We start from the raw sequence: 21,052 nt of genomic DNA on the forward strand, positions 1-21,052 counted from the left end.
TTGAAGAGATCCTCCATAATCATCTTGGTTCCAATTGCCTGAAGAATTTTCTGGAACTGTACGGCACTCTTATTCTGCCATAACTACCTGACTCTCTTCTTCAACCATATCCAGAAATGTTAAATACTTTTCCATAGACCGTTTCCATGAAAAATCTTCCCTCATACCTCGTTCAATAATACCATGCCATTCAGCTTTTCGATGAAATGCTTGTACTGCTTCACACAATGTTTCCACAAGGCTTTCATGCTCAAACTCGGGAATATAAAAGCCGGTACACTCATGTGGAAGATGAGCATATGAAACTACGGTATCTTTTAATCCTCCAACGGGCCTTACAACAGGAACACAACCGAAAGCAAGACCATACATTTGAACAAGTCCGCATGGCTCGAACAATGAAGGACATAATATCATATCGGCACCAGCAAGAAATTCATGAGCCTGTTTTTCTGTATACTCATGAACATAACTAAACCTTCCCGGAAACAAGTCCATGGCCTTAGAAAGCCTTTTGTGTATAATACCATTTACTCCATTGGCCGGCCTTCCATATACAACTAACTTTAATCCCTGATCCAGAAGTGTACGTATTTGTTCCATTGCTTCAGCCTCAGACTTCCATAGATTCATAAGCAAGTTAATTCCTTTTTGCTCTGTAAGTCTGGCCATAAACAAAACAACAGGTTCTTCTCCTTCAGTTATGTTCAGGGTTTTGCACATCCTGTTTTTCCAGTATGGTTTTACATTCTTATAACTCGACACGTCATAATGCCTGTAAAGGAAAGGACTTTGATCCGGTGACCATTGTTTTTCATCAATGCCATTGGGAAGTGCATATATCTTATTTCGTTTTATTAAATCCAGGAACTGCATACCGCAATGTGGAACCTGACTTTCACATAACTCCCAAGCATACGTTTCACTAACAGTTGCTACATAATCGGCATTTTTGAAGGCAAGCGAAAAGAATGTAAGCATTCCATGAATACCATGTACTGCCATAAGCTGCTCACGCGTCTCTGCTTCCAGCAAATGCACCTGATCTAAAAATATTTCGCCCTGAAATTCATAATTGTGTATCAGGAGTATAGTTTTACAGTTAGGACTCAGGCTTTCCAGCAAATCAGGGTATACGAAACACCCACATACATGCCAGTCGTGAAAAAAAACAAAACCTGGCTGCATATCTTTGAGTTTTATCAGATGCAAAGCAGCTTTGGCAAAATAGAGATAAACCACAAAGGGGAAGTTTTGTCCATAAGGTTTTTCTCCATCTTCATCTGAGGTTTTTCCTTCTCCCGATTCCATATCACTAAACTGCATATCATCCGACATATTCAGGAAATAAAAATCCACACCGTCTTCCTGATAATGATAGTAGTGAAAGGTATAATTAACATTTTGGATCTCTATTTCAAAACAATCCTGCTCAAACAAATAATCCTTGTGCATTCTCGTTTTGTAGTAAAAAGAAATAACCACATTGGGCTCTTTTACCGACAAATATTTGGGTAATGTTCCCACTACATCACCAAGGCCTCCCCGCTTATAAAAGGGGGCAACTTCAGAAGCTAAGTGAACAATCATATAATATTGATAGGGTTTCTGGTGTCTTTTAAAGTATCAGTAATCATTCGGGATACGCTCCCATTAGCGGAAAATACGATCTCAACTCGGTATGGCTCCAAGTTAATTTCTTTTCCATCTATGCTAAAAATGGTAGTTCCATCAGAAAAATTGAAAAGGAAGTAAAGTGACTCTCCTTCAAAACTTCGTTCCAGAATGAGTCTCTTTTTAGAAGAATCTACTGAAGAAAAGGACAGGCTTCCATTTTTAAAAATTTCGCTATGTTCTGATCTGATTTGACTTAAGTATGTAACAAAACGCTTTGTTCTATATTCGGCATCAATGTCGTCGAACTCCATACATCTTCGATTGAGAGGATCTCCCAATCCCTCCATCCCTTTTTCTTCACCATAATACAACACCGGCGTGCCAGGTAATGCAAAGAGCAAGGTAAGTGCAGGCTCATACAAGTCTTTAATGTTTAACAAGGAGTAAAAACGGGCAACATCGTGGTTACTTAGGAAATTCCATGAGTCCCGGCTAAAGCGATAGGAATTTCTATAATAAACTTCCAACATTTTATAAACCAGCATTCTCACCGATATACTTCCTTTTATAAAAAATGGAGTCAGCACATCCAGATATAAGGCATAATTGGTAAACCCATTTATCGCACACGACCTGGAAAAAATATTTTCATCAAAGTGCCAGCTCTCTGCCACTATCAATGCCTCTGCATTAATTTCCCTGGTTCTTGCTACAAAACGTTGGATAAATGACTCCGGCATCTCGGTGCAAACATCCAGCCGCCATCCATCTACATGGTAATCCCCTATCCATTTTTCCACCACTTTCAAAAAGTAAGCCTCTACTTCAGGGTTCTTTAAATTAAACTGGGGCAGCTCTCGGTAACCATGCCAACAACTATAGTTACAATGCGACCCCTCAATCAGGGGAAAGGAGCTAATCTCAAACCAGTTCCGATAAGCTGAGTTTTCTCCATTTTCCAAAACATCCTTAAATGCAAAAAAATCAGTGCTACAATGGTTAAGCCCGATATCCAGGATGAGTTTCATTCCTCTGGAATGTAACTCTTCAACCAAATTTTTAAGGTCTTCTTCATTACCCAAAAGCGGATCTACCTTAAAATAATCGATACAATCATACCGATGGTATGACTTTGAATGAAACACGGGGTTCAGGTATATAAACTCTGCACCTATAGATGCTATATAATCCAGCTTACTAATAATACCTTTGATTGTGCCCCCAAAAAACTTATAGTAATCAGGAGTCTCTCCCCAAGATTCCAAATGTTTTTCCACAGGCTCTTCCTTAGTTCGATGAAACCTGTCGGGAAATACCTGATACCCGAAAAGCTGAGTACCTGTCTCTGATTTATAATTTGATTTAAGGTCAAAGACAAATAAATTATTTTCCTGAACATCAGCGGATAACATACTTCCAGGATGATAATATCTAACCTGCCGAACCCCGGCTATCTTAAGGTGATAATGAAGATATTCGCCTTGTAAACGTACCCTGGTTTTCCAGAATGATTTATTTTTATACTGAAAAAACCGTGTTAGTGAATAACTTTTCTCCCTGGTCTCCAGTACAACTTCCTCTATCCATCCATGATGCGTAATAGCACGTATCTCCCATATATCATCTTTGATGTGACTTATACAGGCTGAAGAGTTTTCAAATTGAAGCGGGCTAAAGGGCTCTGTCTCAAGAATAAGTGGTGACCGCTTATGAGAATCATAAACCGAGATCATCGTTAACTCGCTATTAACCGGTTTGGTAAAATCTTTATTTAAAAAATAATGTATAAATGATTTTCCTCTAGGCAGATCCACCTTAAGCTCAAATATACCCGGCTGTCTGCACTCCATAGGCTTTCTAAAATATCTTCCTTTGACCGGGAAAACACCTACATGTACTTCGGTAACAGTAGGATCTGAGGATATGTATAGAATTTCTTTACGAATAAGAGTTTTATCCATGTTCTATTTTTGAATTATGCTGAAATTGTTTGTTCAACCCGGGATTAGTTCTTCCCGATGTAGAAGATGCTGCTTAACGCGTTCAATCCATTCTCGAAGATATTTTTCCTGAAAAAGAGTGTGATTTTGGCCTTCAAACTTTCCTAAACGACAATTCGCTGCAATATGGCTTTCGACATAAGCTACCGTATCACTATCGTTGCTGTATGAAGCTTCTGGCAACAATAACAAAACAGGAATATCGGGGTCGATAACAGGCACCTTATACTGGTTATGCGCAAAAAATAGAGACAAAGCCTGATCATTGTAAAACTTATGCCCAAATGCTCTCTTTATGTCGGCAGCTCTGGTTTCACCTTTAATAGCTCCTTTTTCCTTTAAAACTCCTCTTCCAATTTCCCAGACATTCTCCAAAGGCTGATTTTTCATAAGAATCTCTATATCAGCAGATTCAATACCTGCCTGCCAGTCGATATCCTTTGCTATGAACGATGCAGTTTCTCCAAGTGTGTACGTAGAAGCTATTTTTTCAGGAAGTACAGGTGCTGTCATCCAGAGAGGAGGATCTACCAATACAAGAGGGCCAACATTTTTTCCCATAGATTTCAGCCTTTTAGACACTTCAAGTGCAAGTACACAACCTGAACAGAATCCACCAATAAGAAAGGTTCCATCCTGCTGATATTTCAGAACAGCCCGAGTTGTTTCTTCAACAATATCTTTAAATCTGGAAAAATCAAAATTCCACGTCTTCAGGTTTACATCCTGATCGTTGTTGATCATTTCGAGCATTTCAGGAAATAAAGCAGGAGCCTGAACACCAAAAAAATCTGTTATATCTGTTAGGTATGGTCCCATGTCCAATATCCCTATAATGCTTGTTGACGGCATTATACCTCCCATTGGCGCACAGAAAAACAATTTATTAGTTGAATTAGAATTGGCGATTTCTGCAATTTTTACAGTTTCTGCCTGTTTTATTTTCTTAAACTTTTCGTCAAGCCCTGCCGCCCAGCTATAACGGTTATTGATATGACTTGCTATGGTTTGGATTGTTGTATTCCGGAATATAACATCCATGGAAATAATGATCCCCAAACGCATGTTTATTTGCTGTATGAGTTTCATAAGCGTCAGCGAGTGTCCTCCCAGTTCAAAGAAATCGGCATTAGTGCTAATACTTTCCTGGGGGAGTTCGAGGATTTCGGACCATATACTTACCAGACGGCGCTCCACCTCACTGGAAGGTGCCTGATATTCTTCCACTGATACCTGGTAGTCAGGCAGGGAGCTGTAATCCAGCTTACCATTATGGGTCAATGGCAACGCCTCCAACTCAACATAATACTCGGGAACCATATAATCCGGTAAATACGCTGACAAATGGGCCTTTAACTCATCTCTTTCAATGGGACCATCGGATACGTAGTAACCCACCAGGTGGGCGTCTTCTCCCCGATGACGAAGGGCGACGGCTGCCTGACGCACCCCTACACATCGCTCCAGCACATTGCTGATCTCTCCCAGCTCTATGCGATAACCTCGTAGTTTTACCTGGGTATCGATCCGGCCCAGGTACTCCAGGGTTCCGTCTGATCGCCAGCGGGCAAGGTCGCCGGTTCGGTACAAACGGCCCAACTCACCATCTGCCATGATGAATTTTGACGAGGTCAACTCCGGACGGTTAACGTAGCCCGCTGCTACCTGAACTCCTCCTATGCATAGCTCTCCTACGCTGCCACGGGACAATAAACGGCTTTGGTCATCCATGATATGGATCTGCGTGTTTAACACCGGACGCCCGATGGGAACCACCCCGCCGGAGTAACCATCCAGGCAAATGGAGGTCACATCTATGGCTGCCTCGGTTGGTCCATAATAGTTATGGAGTCGTGCATGCGTAAAAACGGACGAAAAGGCTTCTACGGTNCATCTATGGCTGCCTCGGTTGGTCCATAATAGTTATGGAGTCGTGCATGGGTAAAAACGGACGAAAAGGCTTCTACGGTCACTCCTTTCAGCGCTTCGCCACTACAGATCACATCTTCTACTCCGGGAAGCGTTGCCCCTTCTAACTGCATCGCATCCAGAAATACTGAGAGCATCGAGGGCACAAAGTGTATGACTTCAACACCTGCTTCTGCTATCGTTGTGCTGAGGTAGCTCTGGTCTTTATGACCTTCAGGGCGTGCGATCACCAGTGTCCCTCCTGTTATCAGCGGTAAAATAAGTTCCCAGACAGAGACATCAAAAACGACCGGTGTCTTATGTAAAAAACGAGTGCCTGCGGTAAGTCCAAGCTCTTCCTGCATCCATAGCAGTCGGTTGATCAGTCCTCCGTGGGTGTTCTCTACACCTTTCGGTTTCCCTGTTGATCCTGAGGTGTAGATGATATAGGCCGTAGATGATCGGTCGGCGGGTGTCCATAGCACTGCCGATGTATCTTTTGCCAGGGTATCTGTTCTGATAACAAAACATGATGAAGGCAGCTCCATAGCTTCTGACTGGGATGTGCCGCTAAGCAAACATACCGCTCCGCTATCTTCGATGATCTCTCTGATCCGTGAAGCAGGGTAATCAGGATCCATCGGAAGGTATACACCCCCGGCTTTGAAAATACCCAGTACACTGGCTATTAAGTCTGGGCTACGCTCTTGTAAAACTCCTACTACATCGCCACCTACAACTCCGGAAGTCTGCAATGACGATGCGATTTGGTCTGAGCGTGCATCCAACTCACGGTAGCTTATCTCATCTCCCTCATAAATCAATGCCAGGGCATCGGGGGTTGATGATACATGACTGGCAAACTGGGGGAGGATGGAAAAGTCTTCGGGAATATCTCTATCAGCACCCTGAAGTTCCGCAAGGGATTCATTGTCTTCCGCCAATACGGTTGACAGGTTGATCTTCCGGTCAAGGGAGTCTGCCAACAGGCGAAGGGTATTCTCATAAATTTGGGTGAATCTCCTGAAATCTGTATCGGAGATAAAGGTGGTCACATAATCATACTGGATAAAACAGTTGCTTCGTACGCCGTTAACACTTACTTCAAACAAACCATGACCCCGGATGAAGTTATCGATGGCCACACGCTCCTCTTCGGTCACGGACCGGGAATGATCCATCGATAGTTCATAGATCACATGGAAGCTCGTAAAGTTGAACAGCAGGTCGGTGATCGGGTTTTCCGTGAAATTGGTTACCCCCATCGCCCGCGCTATTCGGAACAGGGAGGTACGATCGTATGCTTTGATCTCCTGTAGCTTCTGTTCTACTTTGGTCAAAAGTAATTCACCGGTCAGTTCTTCTGTCAGATCCAGACGCACTGGAATCGTATTTAAGAAGTTACCAAATACATCTACGCCTTCTTCCCCGATCATGCGGTTGAAGGTCACCAAACCCGCTACGATGTCTGAGCTGTAGCTCATCATATTCAGACTGCTCATATACGCCGCAAAGAACAGGTTCTTGACGGTCGTGCCTCGGCTCGACGCCAGGTCTTCCAACGATCCGAAAAGATCCTGGTCAAAGGGAACCTTTATCGAGCGGAATGAACTATCCTCTACAGGGGTATTCAAACTGAACTTCGTAAAGCCCGATAGCTCTGATTTCCAAAAATCAAGGCTCTCTTCCATCCGGTCATAAACCATCTCTTCTATGATGAACTCCCGGTAGCCGGTACTTAATGGAGATGGACGATAGGTCTTATCTTCCTGAAGGGCTCGATAGGTCCTGTTCAGCTCGGTCATAAAGGTTGCGATACTCCAGCCATCGGAAATGGCATGGTGGATCTCAAAGATCAGCACGTGAAAGTCTTCCTGAAGACGAAAGGCACTCAACCGCCATAAGGGTGCCTTATCCAGGGCGAAGGGGTGCTCTTGGGAGTGCTCCATATATGATCGGATATGCCCTTCCTGCTCCTGCTTTGGTTTTCCTCTCAAATCCGCATAGGGAACTTCTATTGAAAAGGGTTTATAGATCACATGGGCATTCTCCCCGACATCAAGAGCGGTACGCAGGGCGGTCTGTTTTTCTGTTAATAGGGTTAAGGCTTGTTCCAGAACATGGATATCAAAGTCCTCATAGGTAACTTCCCATACCAGTTGTTCAAAATAGATCAGGGCTTCTTCGTTCCTAAGCTGGATAAAGCTCATTCCGCGCTCTATGTTCGACATGGGATAGACCGACTCTATCGACGGGTCGACATGTTTTGATCGATAGGATGCTGAAAACTCTGCCAGATCGGTTTGTACCTCCTGGTAATATCGCTCATGGCCTCGGCTATCTTCTGACAGGGCATGGGAAAGTAGTTCTTCCAGCGTCTGGTATTTATAGAGATCTGATACTTTAAGACTGGTATGAAGGGTTTCATTCATTCGGCTGATCAGACGAATTGCTGTGATCGAATCCCCGCCTATACTGAAGTAGTTATCTTCAAGGCCTACTGATTCAAGACCTAGGGTAGCGCTCCATATGGACGATGCTTTCTTCTCTAAATAACTCTGGGCTGATTTAATACCTTGCTGTACCCGGAGAACCGGGTCTGGCAGATGCTGCTCATCCAGCTTACCGTTGGCCGTTAATTTTAAGTGGTCTATCCGTACAAAGTACGACGGTATCATATACAGGGGAAGCTTATCTGCCAGCAATCTGCGAAATTGTACAACATCTATATCTTCCTGACCTATATAGTAGGCTATCAGGTATTGGGCCTGAGAGCGCTCTCGGAACACTACCTTTACTTCTTCAATAAACTTGTAGGTGGACAGGATATTCTCTATGGCCTGTAGCTCTACCCGAAAGCCTTTTAGCTGTACCTGGTGGTCCATACGACGATAGTAGATCAACTCGCCATGAGCGTCAACCCGGACAAGGTCGCCGCTCCTGTATAGTTTCCAGGGGGAGACCTCAGGACGACTGATAAATTTCTCGCCGGTCAGATCAGCATTTCCAATATATCCCTGGGATACGCCATAACCGCCTACATAGAGTTCGCCGGGCAATCCATGGGGAACTATGTTTCCGTCGCTATTGACCACGCAGGCAAAGTATCCTGGCAATGGAAGCCCTACATTGCTCTCATTCCTGGATATAATCGGGCGGGTGATCTCTTTGTAGGTTACATGTACCGTCGTCTCGGTTATTCCATACATGTTCACCAGTTTCACGCCTGGGTAGGTGTCGTTCCAGTCTGAAAGCATTCCCGGCTGAAGCTTTTCGCCACCAAAAATAATGTAACGGAGCTTTATTGCTGAAGGCGCCTGTAAAGCTACACGCATAAGGTTATAAAAGGCGGTCGGCGTCTGGTTCAATACGGTTACCTGATCGCTTACTATTCGATCCAAAAGAAGGGTCGGGTCAAGTATTTCTTCCCGTGAAAGCACTAACAAATGTCCCCCGCTAACCAAGGGGCCGAAGATCTCCCATACGCTGAAGTCAAAGCAGTAACGGTGGAATAACGTCCAGGTATCTGATGAGCTAAAGGTAAATGGGGTATCCCGGTTTAGTACCAGGTTCTTCAGGTTCTCATGGCTGATCATCACTCCTTTGGACTTCCCTGTCGTGCCCGAGGTATAGATGATATAGGCAAGGGTGCCGGAGGGTATCAATACGCCCAGGTTCGCTGAACTATAGCTTGCCAGATCAAGGGTGTCCGAACTTATTACTTCAAAGTTTAACCCATTCAATGCCTTCTCCGAATGGGTCAGTAGCAGTAGGGCCTGACTGTCTGAAAGTATCTCGCCAATACGTTCTGGTGAGGCATCATCATCGATCGGCACATAGGTCGAGCCTGTTTTCAGTACGGCAAGGATGGCAACGATCATCTCCACGGACCGATTATAATATAGCCCGATGCGATGCCCTGGGCCGGCACCTGACGACTGAAGGTGCCTCGCCAATCGGTTGGATCGGGCATTGAGTTCGCTGTAGCTCAATGACTCTTCTCCATAGCTCACCGCTGCCTTTTCCGGGTGATGCTTCTCCTGCATCTCAAAGGCATCTATAACTGTCTGATCAGGAGCAAAACTTGTTCCTGTTATGGGGTAATTTAAATATACCTCAGGACCTTCTGCCTGAAGGCTAACGGAACGGAGGGACTGCCCCGGATCGGAAAGGACGCTATTCAATATGTATTGGTAGGCATCCATAAAAACCTGTATGGTCGCTGGTTTAAATAGTGCCGTGCTGTATTCCATCTCCAGTAAAAGACCTTCCGGGGTTTCTTTTACGATCAGGGTCAGGTCAAATTTTGACAGCTTGTGGTCCAGTTGAACCGGAACTGCTTTGTATTCCTCTCTGGCTTCAGGATCAGATTCCAGGTGCTCATAAACCAAACAGATATCAAACAGTGGGTTCCGGCTGGTATCACGGGCTACGTCAAGGCTTTCCAGTAAATCTTCATAGGGAAAGTCCTGGTGGTCCATGCATTGCAATACCCGGTCTTTTACCTGAGCATGGAACGCTTCAAAACTCAGGTTGCGGTCTAATAGCATCCGGATCGGAAGGGTACTCGCAAACATCCCGAAAAGGTCTGACAGGTCGGGGTGGTTACGGCCATTGGTTATCGTACCTATCACCAGATCATCGCTGCCGGACAGTTTCCCTACTAAAAGGTAATAGGCTGCATAGATGACGGTGTATACCGAGCTGCTGTGTTGCTCTGCATAATTCCTTAATGACTGGGTAGTTGTAGCCCCTAATGGCTGGGACAGGGTATCGCCTTCAAAGCTGCGGAAATGAGGTCGGGAATAATCGACAGGTAATTCTACCGGGGAAGGAAGGGATACATACTCTTGCTCCCAAAATTGTCTTTGTTTAACCAGGTCTGCCTGTGTATCTGCACTGTGGTACCAAATCACATAATCACGGTACTGCAATGGAACCGGATCAAGGGTAACACCCTGGTAAAGTGACAAAAGCTCTTTTACCAGAAGATGCTGGGTAACGCCATCACTGATGATATGGTGGATATCAAACAGCAAAAGGCTACTTGTATCGCCGGGTACTACGCCTAGGCGAAACAATGGAAGGCTATCCAAAGAAAATGATTCCCTGAACTCTTGTAGAAGGTGTGCTTCATCTGTTCCTTCATCTGGTTGATAAAACCTTACGGATACAGCCCCTTCTTCATGCACTTTCTGAACTGGATGTCCTTCTTCCTGTTCAAATGTCGTTCTCAGGATCTCATGACGCTCAACCAAATGCTGACAGGATGCCCGTAAACGATCTTCTTCCAGAATCACGGGCAACCTAACGGCAAAGGGCATGTTATAGGCTGTATTATCTTCTTCCAGGTGTTGTACAAAATACAACCGGCGCTGGGCTGGAGATAATGGGTAGGACAAGCAGGGCGCTGTTCGTTGGATCGGGCTATGTGTGGTCCGGTCAGATTCCTTTAACAGGGTTGCCTGGGAGGATATGGTGTCTCTTTCAAATAAGGCTGATATACTTAAATTAACCTGGTAGTCTTTTAGGATGCTGTGCTTTAGCATGACAACGGTCAGGGAGTTGCCGCCAAGACTGAAAAAACTGGTATGCGTGCCTATGCTCTCCGATGGCTGGGATAGTATCTCTCCCCATAGACTTTGAAGGTAAGACTCCTCTTCGCTCTCCGGGGTACTCACACCGGATGCGCGGTTGGGTGTGGAACATAGCTCCAAAAGGGCGCGCTTATCAGTCTTACCATTGGGTGTCAGGGGTAATACCGGGACATGAATAAATACCGAGGGTATCATATAATCCGGCACCTGACTGGATAGATATGCACGAAGTATAGACTCTTTATAGGGAGTAGCACTTACATAAAAGGCGGCCAGCATCTTATGTTCTTGTTGTTCCTGAACTAATACTACGGCCTGGCTGATGCCTTCGTAGTTTTGAAGGTGGTTCTCCAAAGAACCCAGTTCAATCCGGTAGCCGCGAAGCTGTACCTGGTTGTCTTTCCGACTCAGGTATTCCAACTCTCCGTTTTCCATGACCCGTGCAAGGTCCCCGGACTTGTAAATACGCTCACCGGGTATATAGGGGTGCTCTATAAAACGGCTCGATGTTAACTCTGCCTTTCCATAGTAGCCATCTGCTAAGCCGATACCGCCTACATGAAGTTCGCCGATCATTCCGTTCGGCACCAGGCAATCATGTTCATCCAGTAAATAGATCGAAAGGGTTGGCAGTGGTCGGCCAATGTTACTCGCTCCGCTTTCTATTTCTTCTCTTGTAATATGTTTAAATGTATTGTGGACCGTCGTCTCGGTGATCCCGTACATATTGATAACCTTTGTCTCAGGGTAGCTTTCATACCAGGAACGCATCAGGGATGGATTAAAGGCTTCTCCGCCTAGCGTGATATAGCGTAATTTAAAATCAGCTTCGGGATGGTGATCTTTATGACGAATCAGGTTGTAGAAGGCGCTTGGGGTCTGACATAGGCACGTTACGCCGTGACCTTTCAAGATCTCTATGAATTCAAGGGTATCCATCGATGTCTCTCGGGGGAGGACGATCAGCTGGCCTCCGTAAAGCAACGATCCGAAGATCTCCCATACGCTCATATCAAAACATGGGCTGTGGAACATTACCCATATGTCGCTGCTGCTGAAGTCAAAATCAAGTGAGTCATTGTATAGTAAACGAACTACATTCCGGTGGGGGATCATAACCCCCTTCGGGTTACCGGTGGTTCCCGAGGTATAGATGATATAGCAGAGGTCCTCCGGTAAGGGTTCTACTCCTGTTGGTAAATCACTATAGCCTGTCGATGTGCTTATAGGGATAATCTGATGTTTATAGGATATGTCGCTGACGGACTCTGTGGACAGTACCAGTTCTACGCCACTGTCTTCAAGGATGTATTGAATGCGTTTGGCTGGATAGTTTACATCTACGGGCACATAGACGCCCCCCATCTTCAAAATACCCAGTATACCTATGATCGTCTCGTGGCTCCGACCTGTTAGCAAGCCGATCAGGTCGCCTGGACGACCGCCATGGCCCATCAGCATGTGCGCTACTCGGTTTGAGGCTTGGTCCAACGCTGAATAGCTCATATGAACATCGCCGTAAACTATGGCCGTGTTGTCTGGAAACAACGATACCTGGCTAGCAAATAGGCTCACTAAAGTCGATGATTCCGGATAGCTTACTGACCGGTGATCAAACTGGCTTAAAAGGTGTTCGCGTTCTCTATCGCTGGTCAGCTCTACTTTGCCGTAATTCTGGTCGGGAGACGCTAAAAGGTTCAACAGTAACTGCTCGTAAAAACTATATAGCTGCAAGATGCTCTCTTCTCTGTATTTTAGCTTGTTATAGCTAATCAGTACCTCTGATCCTTCAAAATGGTAGTGTTGGTCACATAATATGCCTTCAAGGTCAATACGCTCGTGGATTCCTGAGCTGGTTAACCCCAACAGGCTGCCAGATGAAATGCTGGATATCTGCTCACTTAACAAATGTGTCACATTACAGTGAGGGTGGCCAAGGCTCTCCAGTATACTCGACTTTACCTGGGACAATATGTCTCGAAAAGTGGTGGTTGGTCCCAGTTCACTGAGGACGGGAATAACGTAACCGTCGGCTACGGAGGTCTCTGTATCGGTATAAGCTCCTGTAAATACCAGCGCCTGGCTACAACCTGACAATCGGCTCGCCAGCACCTGGAAACCTGATAGCAATACCATATGTTGTGCCCGCAAGGAGTCAGATATCTTCTTCAGACCAGATAATAAAGTCTCTGACACTTCAACTTGTACGCTGCCTGACTCATAACCATCTTGATGTCTTAGCTCGTAATCACCAAAATAATCCGTGCCTTCCCAACGGTCCAGCTGACCCGTAAAGTAACCTCGGTCAACCAGTTTTAACTCTATATCTTTTGCCATAAAATACTCCCTTTTATTATCTCAGTTCGCCTTCATTTACCAAGCCCCGGTACTCATCCAGCATATGTAGCCCAAATGATATACCAGGCTCCCCTCCTTCCCACTTACGATACTTTTTTGTATAGCTCAAAAGAGTTTCCGTCTTAGATTTACTCCTACTAAAAATTCCTCCCCATATATTGTCCCATTCTCGATAATTAGCATCTTTTCGTAGAACCTCATGTGCTTCTCTGAGTTTGTAACAAGGAATAGAAGGGCATAGGTGATGCACCAAGTGATAACGGTCTCCATGTCTTCCGAAAATAAAGTTTTCAATCATGTTCCCGTGCCTGTTTCTGGTAAGCAGTAACTCTGACTTTTCAGATTCTGGCAAAGGATAATGTTCAGCCATTTCTGCTAACCAGCCAATTGTAACATAAGATGTAAAGAGTGGTATGATCCAGAATAGAAAGAATTCCAATAAAACTCCTGCAAGTATTACAGTAGCAAAAACAACCGCCCAAGTAATAAAAAACTGTAGTCTTTCTCTCCTGAATTTACGAGCTCTTTCCGCTGACAAATGAGACGTGTCAAAAAAGATCCTGTCGCGGTAGATATACCGGATGTATTCAATGGTTCTATAACCGATAATCGAAAGCACGATATTTTTGATAAAAAACATTCTATACCCTTCTTTAGTATCGTACAGACCACAAGCTATCTGAAAGTTATAATCCGGGTCCTTCTCTTCATCTCCACAATAAGGATGGTGCCCTCTAAGGTGTGTCTGCTTATAGGGAATCAAAAGGTGACAGATTAGAAACGAAGTAAAGTAGGTTCCTAAAATCTGGTTTAGCCTTTTATTAGAAGACAATAACCCATGGCTGGCCTCGTGTAAAAGATTAGCAAAAACCCGCTGAACTGACCCAATGATTATCAGACTAATTGGGTAAAACCAATACGAAAATTGCACACAAATGATAACTGAAAATGCAATTAGAAGGTAGTTAAAAAGCACGATTAACAACCCCGAGTATTTATTTGCTCCTCGTAGTTTCTGAACCTCTCTTAATATACTTTTTGAAATATTGATCGGTTCAATTTGTTGTAACGTTTCCATAGGTAGTGTTATCGATTTTTTTTTGCATTAACTGATTGAAAAAGTCTATTCCCAACGGGAAGTCCATTTGGTCTCTAAATATCTTCTGAAATTTCTGAACCCCTCGCTGAATGTTGTCATCCTGAAAAACCTGATTCATGAGTCTCAACATTTCTGTTTTATTGATATCTAACAGGTTACCCCGGACTCCCAGGTTGTTATATATTACCCTTGTTGAATTTCCGGGTTGATCCCCAAAAGATGGGAAAACCACCGAGGGAACTCCATGATAGATGGCTTCTCTAAGTGTTCCTAACCCCCCATGACATACCATCAGGGATATTCTGTTGAATATTTCTGTATGGGGCACCCAATCGTAAATATGTACATTGCCCGGAACCTTCAATCCATCCAAATCCTCTTTTTTCCCAACCTGAAGAATCAACTCGTAACCATCCATTTCTTCCATGGCTCCGAGCATAGACTTATAAAAGTTCACCCTCACCTTAGGGTTCAAAAACTGGGGCATGGTACCTAGTGTGGCATAAATTACTTTGCTTTGCTCTCCAAAAACTGACCAGTCGAACTGCTCGCCTTGTTTTTCGTTCTGCAAAACAAAACTCCCTCCATAAAAAACCCTTTTCCTGTTTTTGCGGTATGGCAGATCAAACTCTGCCGGACAGCAATATAGAACGGGTGTATTTATCCTAAAATCGTTGGTCGGATAATCGCCCCATATAATGCGATATCCATATTTTTTGAAAGCCTGCTTAAAATTGTTCTTTGGGATATGTGTCAACCCAAAATATCTATAAAGCATTGCATTGTACTGAAGACGATCTCTTAACCACCACCGATAAATGCTCATCCAACCCGCCAGGATTTTCATACGATCGATCAGGCTAAGCTTCTTTGAAGGGGCATAGGTGGAATGCACCGAAGGCAATCGTGTGTTGAATTCGGTGGAGAGCGTAACACTGATCCCCAGTAAAGGAACTCCCAATTTTACAAAAGGCAATGTCCATGATGTATTTAGCACCTCGTACAAAACCAATTTAGGTGGACATTCCCGATAATAGTTGTAGCATTCTGTCATTAATGCCTGTTCTGCCTCCACCTGATATAAGTGTAAATTTTTAGGTTGATTTAAATCAAACGTAGGCTCAGGAAAAGAAAATGCCTTGTACTTCAGGTCATTCTTATCAAAATACCTGCAAGTTTCTTCATCAAAGATTCCGGCATATTCCACTTCATACCGATGCTTTTTTAAAAAGTTTGCCAGGTATTGTGTAGACCTGATGGTACTTGCCTCAGGTTTAATAACAATACATATTAGTTCTTTCTCATCCATGTTATAAGGGTTACACTATCTGGGATTCCAAGTATTGTATGAGCCCCTGACGTTCTGATATGCATCTGGGCCTGGAAGAAAAATCATATTATAGGTTAAAGGTTATCTCATCTCCTAAAGTCTGTGTTTCCTTAGTAACCTGGGATGAATGATCTAAAAGTGTCCCCAAAGATGGTGAGGTATCCTTCTTCAGCACATCTAACATTTGCTCGAATAAGGCTTTTAAAGATTGTATTTCTTCCGCTTTGAAGTATGAAGTAGAGTATTCAAAACGAAACAGATAGTTTTGAGGCTGTTCATATACAAACAAGCTGAGCGGATGTTTGGCTCCCCCCATATCGATTTGGAAAGGGGTAAAACTGTTATCTGCAACTTTTAACCCTGAAAAATCCAGATTCTGAAATACCAACATGGTTTCAATCAGTTGTTGCCCCTTATCTAGTATCTGAGAGCGGATAAGATCATCTGTAATGTCTGAAAGGTCAAAAAGTTGTTTTTCATTCACCTCTGTGAGCAAGTTATGAGCATCAAGTACCATTTGTGGGAAAGTCAGCTCTCCTTTTACTTCAAAACGTACAGGTAAAGTTTTGGCAAACATGCCAATGATGCCCATTACTTCTTGTTGGATTCTTCCTATAGCATTAATACCAATGGTAATATCCTTTTGCCCTGTAACCTTCGAGAGCATCAAAAAATAAAGGGTATAAATTATCGAAAATGCGGTGACATTGTTTTTCTCATACGCCTTTATAAGCTGTGCTATAATGTCCTTGGAAACAAAAAATTCAAGATGACTCCCCTCTCCATTCCCTTCAGCTTCATAAAATGGCTGAAAACCCAATTTAGGTGTCTTCTTATTTAATATCTGCTTCCAGAAAAGACCGCTCTTTGCATATTCGCCACTCTCTCTGAATTTATTTTCCCATACCGCATAATCCTTAAATTGAATATTAAGAGGTTGCGGAGTCTGGTTATTGTAAAAAGCCAGAAAATCGCGTATCAAATTGATCTGCGACATCCCGTCGCAAACAATATGATGGGTATCTGCAATAACCACACGAGAAGTATCTGACTGAATAATCCCAACGCGTAACAATTTCCCGCTTTCCAACTGAAACGGCCTGACAAAGGTTTTAGCTGCTTGTAGTATCTCTGATTCTCCTCCTTTCACTTCAATAGTCTCAATTTCAATCTCCCAGGGTGCATTAATTACCTGCCAAAACTTCTTATCATCAAATACAAAACTGGTCCTAAAAGCTTCATGTCGCTCTATGATCTGATTAAAGACCTCGACCATCTTATCTATTTGCACATGCTCACTAATTGTCCAGGCGATAGGAAGATTATATGCAACATCTTTATTCGTTTCTGCCTCAAAAAGCATACGCTCCTGATTCTTGCTCAACGGGAACCGAACTCCGGACTCTACTTTAGAAATAACAAAAACACTATCCTGATTGAGTTCCTGCACCTTATGTGCCTGCTGTCTTACAGTAAGGTTCTTTAAAGCATGGCCTAAAGTAAGTCTTACTCCAAACTCTCTATAGATTCTACCGATCAGCTTCATCAGACTGATGGAGTTTCCTCCTATTCTAAGAAAATTATCCGTTACAGAAATACTATCACTATTAAGCACTGTTTTCCATATAGCCAATAGTTTGGCTTCAGTTTCATTAGAAGGCTCTGTAGCCGATTCGGTTTTCTGTGGCTGTATTTTCTCCAGGGCTTTTATATCTACTTTACCATTGGACAGCAATGGAATTGATTTTAAAGGAATCAATAACGCAGGGTGCATATACTCAGGTAACTGTACCTTCAATAGTTGCCATAGTTCCTTTATCCCGTTTTCCTGATCCTCAAAATCTACAAGTTCAACATACATTCTGATCTCAGCTTCAGGTAGATCCTGCTTCACCACTATAGCCATCGCATTTTTAACATGCGGAGATGCTGATACTACATTTTCTAATTCCTCAAGCTCTATACGTATGCCTCTCATTTTGACCTGACGGTCATTCCTGCCTAATAGATCTAAATTTCCATCTGCATTTATTTCACCACGATCACCAGTTTTATAAGCCGTCAATGGCTTGCCCTCTTCATTTTCAAGTGTAATAAAGCTCGTGGCATTTAGTGCTTCATTTTTATAATATCCTTTGGTGAAATATTCGGAAACAATATAAACATCACCAGGGGTAAGAGCAGGGCATGGTTTCATAGTTTCGTCTAATACCAAAACCTGTGAGCCTCTTATGGCCTTACCTACGGGTATCCTTACCTTTCCTGCATCTTCAGACTTGATCCGGTAAAAAGCACGTATCATAGTGGTCTCGGTAGCCCCGTAAAAATTGACCAATTCTGTACTTTCACCCTTTTTCTCATACCAGCTTTTCAGTTCTGCAGGTATGACCCTTTCCCCTGAAAGGAAGATGTACCTGAGGGAACCCAGCTGATCTTCGCTTAGCTCATTGCTATTAAATACTCTGAACACACTGGGAACGCAATGTATTGCCGTTACTTGTTTTGTCTCCAACCAAGCCAACAGGTTTAAAGGATCAAATACTTCCTGACTTTCAGGAATGCATACGGTTCCTCCTGCAAACAACGGAACAAATACATCTCGAAGAAATGCATCAAAGTATGGACTTATCAATTGACTGAAACGGTCATTTTTATTAATTGAAAACTCACTGACCTCCCAAAGAATAAACTGCAAAAGGCTATCATTCTGTCCAACAATGCTTTTGGGTTTACCTGTTGACCCTGAAGTAAAATACATATACAAGCTGTCCTTTTCATCATAATTGGACAATACTTCAATTTCTGCAACATCTGCCACCATGACATCTTCAATATCAGCCCTACTATCAGGAAGTATGCTAGTGTTAAATCCCCCATGCGAAGTATATAAGAGATAAGCTATGTCATTATCAGCAATTATATTATTAAATCTACTGACGGGCATTTTGGTGTCAATGGGTACAAATACATGACGAGCCAGTGCTACTCCTATCATCGCACAGATCATGGAAACTCTGTCCTCTGTTGCTATTCCTATAAAGCTATTTTCCGGAAGGTCGGCTTGTAGAAGAAATCTGGCAATCTTAATCGCCTTTTTATGTACCGCTTCATATGTAAATACCCTGTCTCCATGCTCCAGAGCTATAGCTTTTTTGTTCAGTTCCAAACACTTGATCAGTTCTTGCTGAAAAGTCATACAGTTAAATTTTAAAATTAGGTTTTGTTACTTTAATGAGTACCGTTTGTGAGTCGTTTTGCATGTCTATTGGTACGGTCAGTGCTTCTTAAAAAATAGATCTAGCATAATACCAAACGTAATCACTACAATAAGGAGGTCATTTTCATATGGAGCATTTATGGTATAGCCTTTTTGACTATATTTCTTTTTTAGATGCTCTATCATATCAGGATTGAAATATCCTTGTTTCTTAATCAGATCATAAGATAACAGGTCATTGATATACTCAATGTTCTGCTGTAGCAAAAAAGGGCTTCCGGGGGCGATAAAGTGAAACTTTTCGCGATCCAGAATCTCTCGAGAAACATATTTACTCCCCATTTGTCGAAGTATATACTTTTCGGTAAAGTCACTCAGCTTTAAATCCGGGGGGATCCTCGTTGATAACTCTATGAGATCTTTATCCAGAAATGGATACCGCACTTCTACTGAGTTGGCCATCCCCATTCTATCTCCATGGTCAGAAACCAAGTGATCTACTAACCGAAGTTTATAGTCGATATAGGCTCTTTTATGAAGAATATGCCTATTATTTACTCGTTCCTTGTTCAGGGGAAAGCCATTCTTCAGACAGTTTATTTTGTCGAAATCTTCATTGACTCCATCCGAATACAACGATTTTTTAATATCATCAAACTCCAGGTAATTCCTCTCATATAAAAAATCCCGATCTCCCCAGAGTGATTCTCTCAACACCTTTTCAGCTTCACAAGCTTCCGTGGAGACCAGCTTTTCTGCTCTCATTTTATCAAACCTGTACCCTACATATCCTGCAAAAAACTCATCTGCCCCCTCTCCGGATAGAATTACTTTTATATTCTTATTTCTAACACTTTCCGACAGAGATAGTGATGCCGTATTATATGTTTCTTTTATAGGGCATTCGCTATGATAGATAGACTTAACGAGCCGATCGCTGATATCTTCATATTGAAACACCTTTTGGTTCAGATTCATATTGTTTTGGCTGGCTACTAATTTCTGATAGTATGACTCTGAATACAGCGGGTCTGTAAAATCAATGGAAAATGCTTCCTTTATTGAATCGGGATAGTTGCGGTTGACCATAGAAGCAATCATAGATGAGTCCAAGCCCCCACTGAGGTAAACAGCCGAAGGAACATCGGCCCTGAGCCTATACTTCAATGATGTATTGAAAACCTCCTCCATTGCTTCTATATATTCGCTTTCTGGCTTTCCATCAGTCATCTGATCAAGTGTGGGGTAATCCAAATCCCAATATTCGTGTACACTAAGGCTCCCCTGATTATCATATATCAAATAGTGTCCATTTTCCAGGCTTTGGATGTTATCAAACATTGTTCTAGGGCTGATGAGTCCCGGGAAGGTCATGACCTGATCCAAACCGGTTAAATCCACCGAGGCAGATACCTGTGGATGTTCAAGTATGGCTTTTATTTCAGAAGCAAAAATAAAATGTCCGTTTACCGAAGTATAAAATAACGGTATGATGCCTAAATGATCTCTTGCACAGATTAAACGTTGTCTTTTTTTGTCATACAGTGCAAAAGCAAACTGTCCGTTAAGCTTATTAATGAACTCTACTCCATGCTCTTCATATAAATGGACGATTACTTCCACATCCGTGTCCGTTTTAAAGGCATGCCCTTTCTTCCAAAGTTCTTCCCGGAGTTCTACATAATTGAATATTTCCCCATTACAGATCAAAGTAACGGAATCATCCTCATTACTAATAGGTTGCATACCATTATTAAGGCCGATGATGCTTAGCCGGGTAAACCCAAAAGCCAGGTTTTCATGTAACATCACGTCTTGGGCATCTGGCCCTCGATGAATCAGTTTCTGATTCATTCTTTCAATAATTTCCCTATCGGTAAGGGTTGTAGCAGTATTTTTTACAAATCCGCAAATTCCACACATATG

The 21,052-nt window shown here is 43.0% G+C and carries 8 protein-coding genes; all 8 read right to left on the reverse strand.

The window, feature by feature from the left end:
• Positions 1–69: 69 nt before the first annotated feature.
• The 8 genes from JMN32_RS25025 to asnB all read right to left on the reverse strand — a co-directional run bounded on the left by JMN32_RS25025 (position 70) and on the right by asnB (position 21,049).
• Positions 70–1,590: a glycogen synthase gene (locus tag JMN32_RS25025; protein WP_202859150.1), complete on the reverse strand. Its 1,521-nt coding sequence runs from the start codon at positions 1,588–1,590 to the stop codon at positions 70–72.
• A complete protein-coding gene (locus JMN32_RS25030) occupies positions 1,587–3,578 on the reverse strand; it encodes a glycoside hydrolase family 13 protein (protein ID WP_202859151.1) in 1,992 nt (663 codons plus the stop codon). Before JMN32_RS25030 ends, JMN32_RS25025 begins: the two co-directional genes overlap by 4 nt.
• A gap of 33 nt (positions 3,579–3,611) precedes the next feature.
• The gene (locus JMN32_RS27800) at positions 3,612–5,429 is read right to left on the reverse strand and encodes a phosphopantetheine-binding protein (protein ID WP_202859152.1); all 1,818 of its coding nucleotides are present in this window, start codon (positions 5,427–5,429) and stop codon (positions 3,612–3,614) included.
• 71 nt (positions 5,430–5,500) lie between these two features.
• Positions 5,501–13,459, reverse strand: coding sequence for a non-ribosomal peptide synthetase (locus JMN32_RS25040; protein ID WP_202859153.1), 7,959 nt, complete (start codon positions 13,457–13,459; stop codon positions 5,501–5,503).
• A 16-nt stretch (positions 13,460–13,475) separates the two neighbouring features.
• Positions 13,476–14,558, reverse strand: coding sequence for a fatty acid desaturase family protein (locus JMN32_RS25045; protein ID WP_202859154.1), 1,083 nt, complete (start codon positions 14,556–14,558; stop codon positions 13,476–13,478).
• Positions 14,536–15,888 carry a glycosyltransferase gene (locus JMN32_RS25050; protein ID WP_202859155.1) on the reverse strand — a complete coding sequence of 451 codons (1,353 nt, stop codon included), beginning with the start codon at positions 15,886–15,888 and terminating at the stop codon, positions 14,536–14,538. Before JMN32_RS25050 ends, JMN32_RS25045 begins: the two co-directional genes overlap by 23 nt.
• An 88-nt stretch (positions 15,889–15,976) precedes the next feature.
• Entirely contained in the window at positions 15,977–19,105 is a 3,129-nt protein-coding gene (locus JMN32_RS25055; protein WP_202859156.1) for a non-ribosomal peptide synthetase, read from the reverse strand.
• Positions 19,106–19,183: 78 nt separating this feature from the next.
• Positions 19,184–21,049, reverse strand: coding sequence for an asparagine synthase (glutamine-hydrolyzing) (gene asnB / locus JMN32_RS25060; protein ID WP_202859157.1), 1,866 nt, complete (start codon positions 21,047–21,049; stop codon positions 19,184–19,186).
• Positions 21,050–21,052: the final 3 nt, after the last annotated feature.

The organism is Fulvivirga marina (genome assembly GCF_016775155.1).
Lineage (GTDB): Bacteria > Bacteroidota > Bacteroidia > Cytophagales > Cyclobacteriaceae > Fulvivirga > Fulvivirga marina.

What these genes read in the sequence shown, in the direction of transcription:
- JMN32_RS25025 (WP_202859150.1), bottom strand. Translation starts at nt 1,590, where the DNA reads ATGATTGTTCACTTAGCTTCTGAAGTTGCCCCCTTTTATAAGCGGGGA.
- JMN32_RS25030 (WP_202859151.1), bottom strand. Translation starts at nt 3,578, where the DNA reads ATGGATAAAACTCTTATTCGTAAAGAAATTCTATACATATCCTCAGAT.
- JMN32_RS25045 (WP_202859154.1), bottom strand. Translation starts at nt 14,558, where the DNA reads ATGGAAACGTTACAACAAATTGAACCGATCAATATTTCAAAAAGTATA.
- JMN32_RS25050 (WP_202859155.1), bottom strand. Translation starts at nt 15,888, where the DNA reads ATGGATGAGAAAGAACTAATATGTATTGTTATTAAACCTGAGGCAAGT.
- JMN32_RS25055 (WP_202859156.1), bottom strand. Translation starts at nt 19,105, where the DNA reads ATGACTTTTCAGCAAGAACTGATCAAGTGTTTGGAACTGAACAAAAAA.
- asnB (WP_202859157.1), bottom strand. Translation starts at nt 21,049, where the DNA reads ATGTGTGGAATTTGCGGATTTGTAAAAAATACTGCTACAACCCTTACC.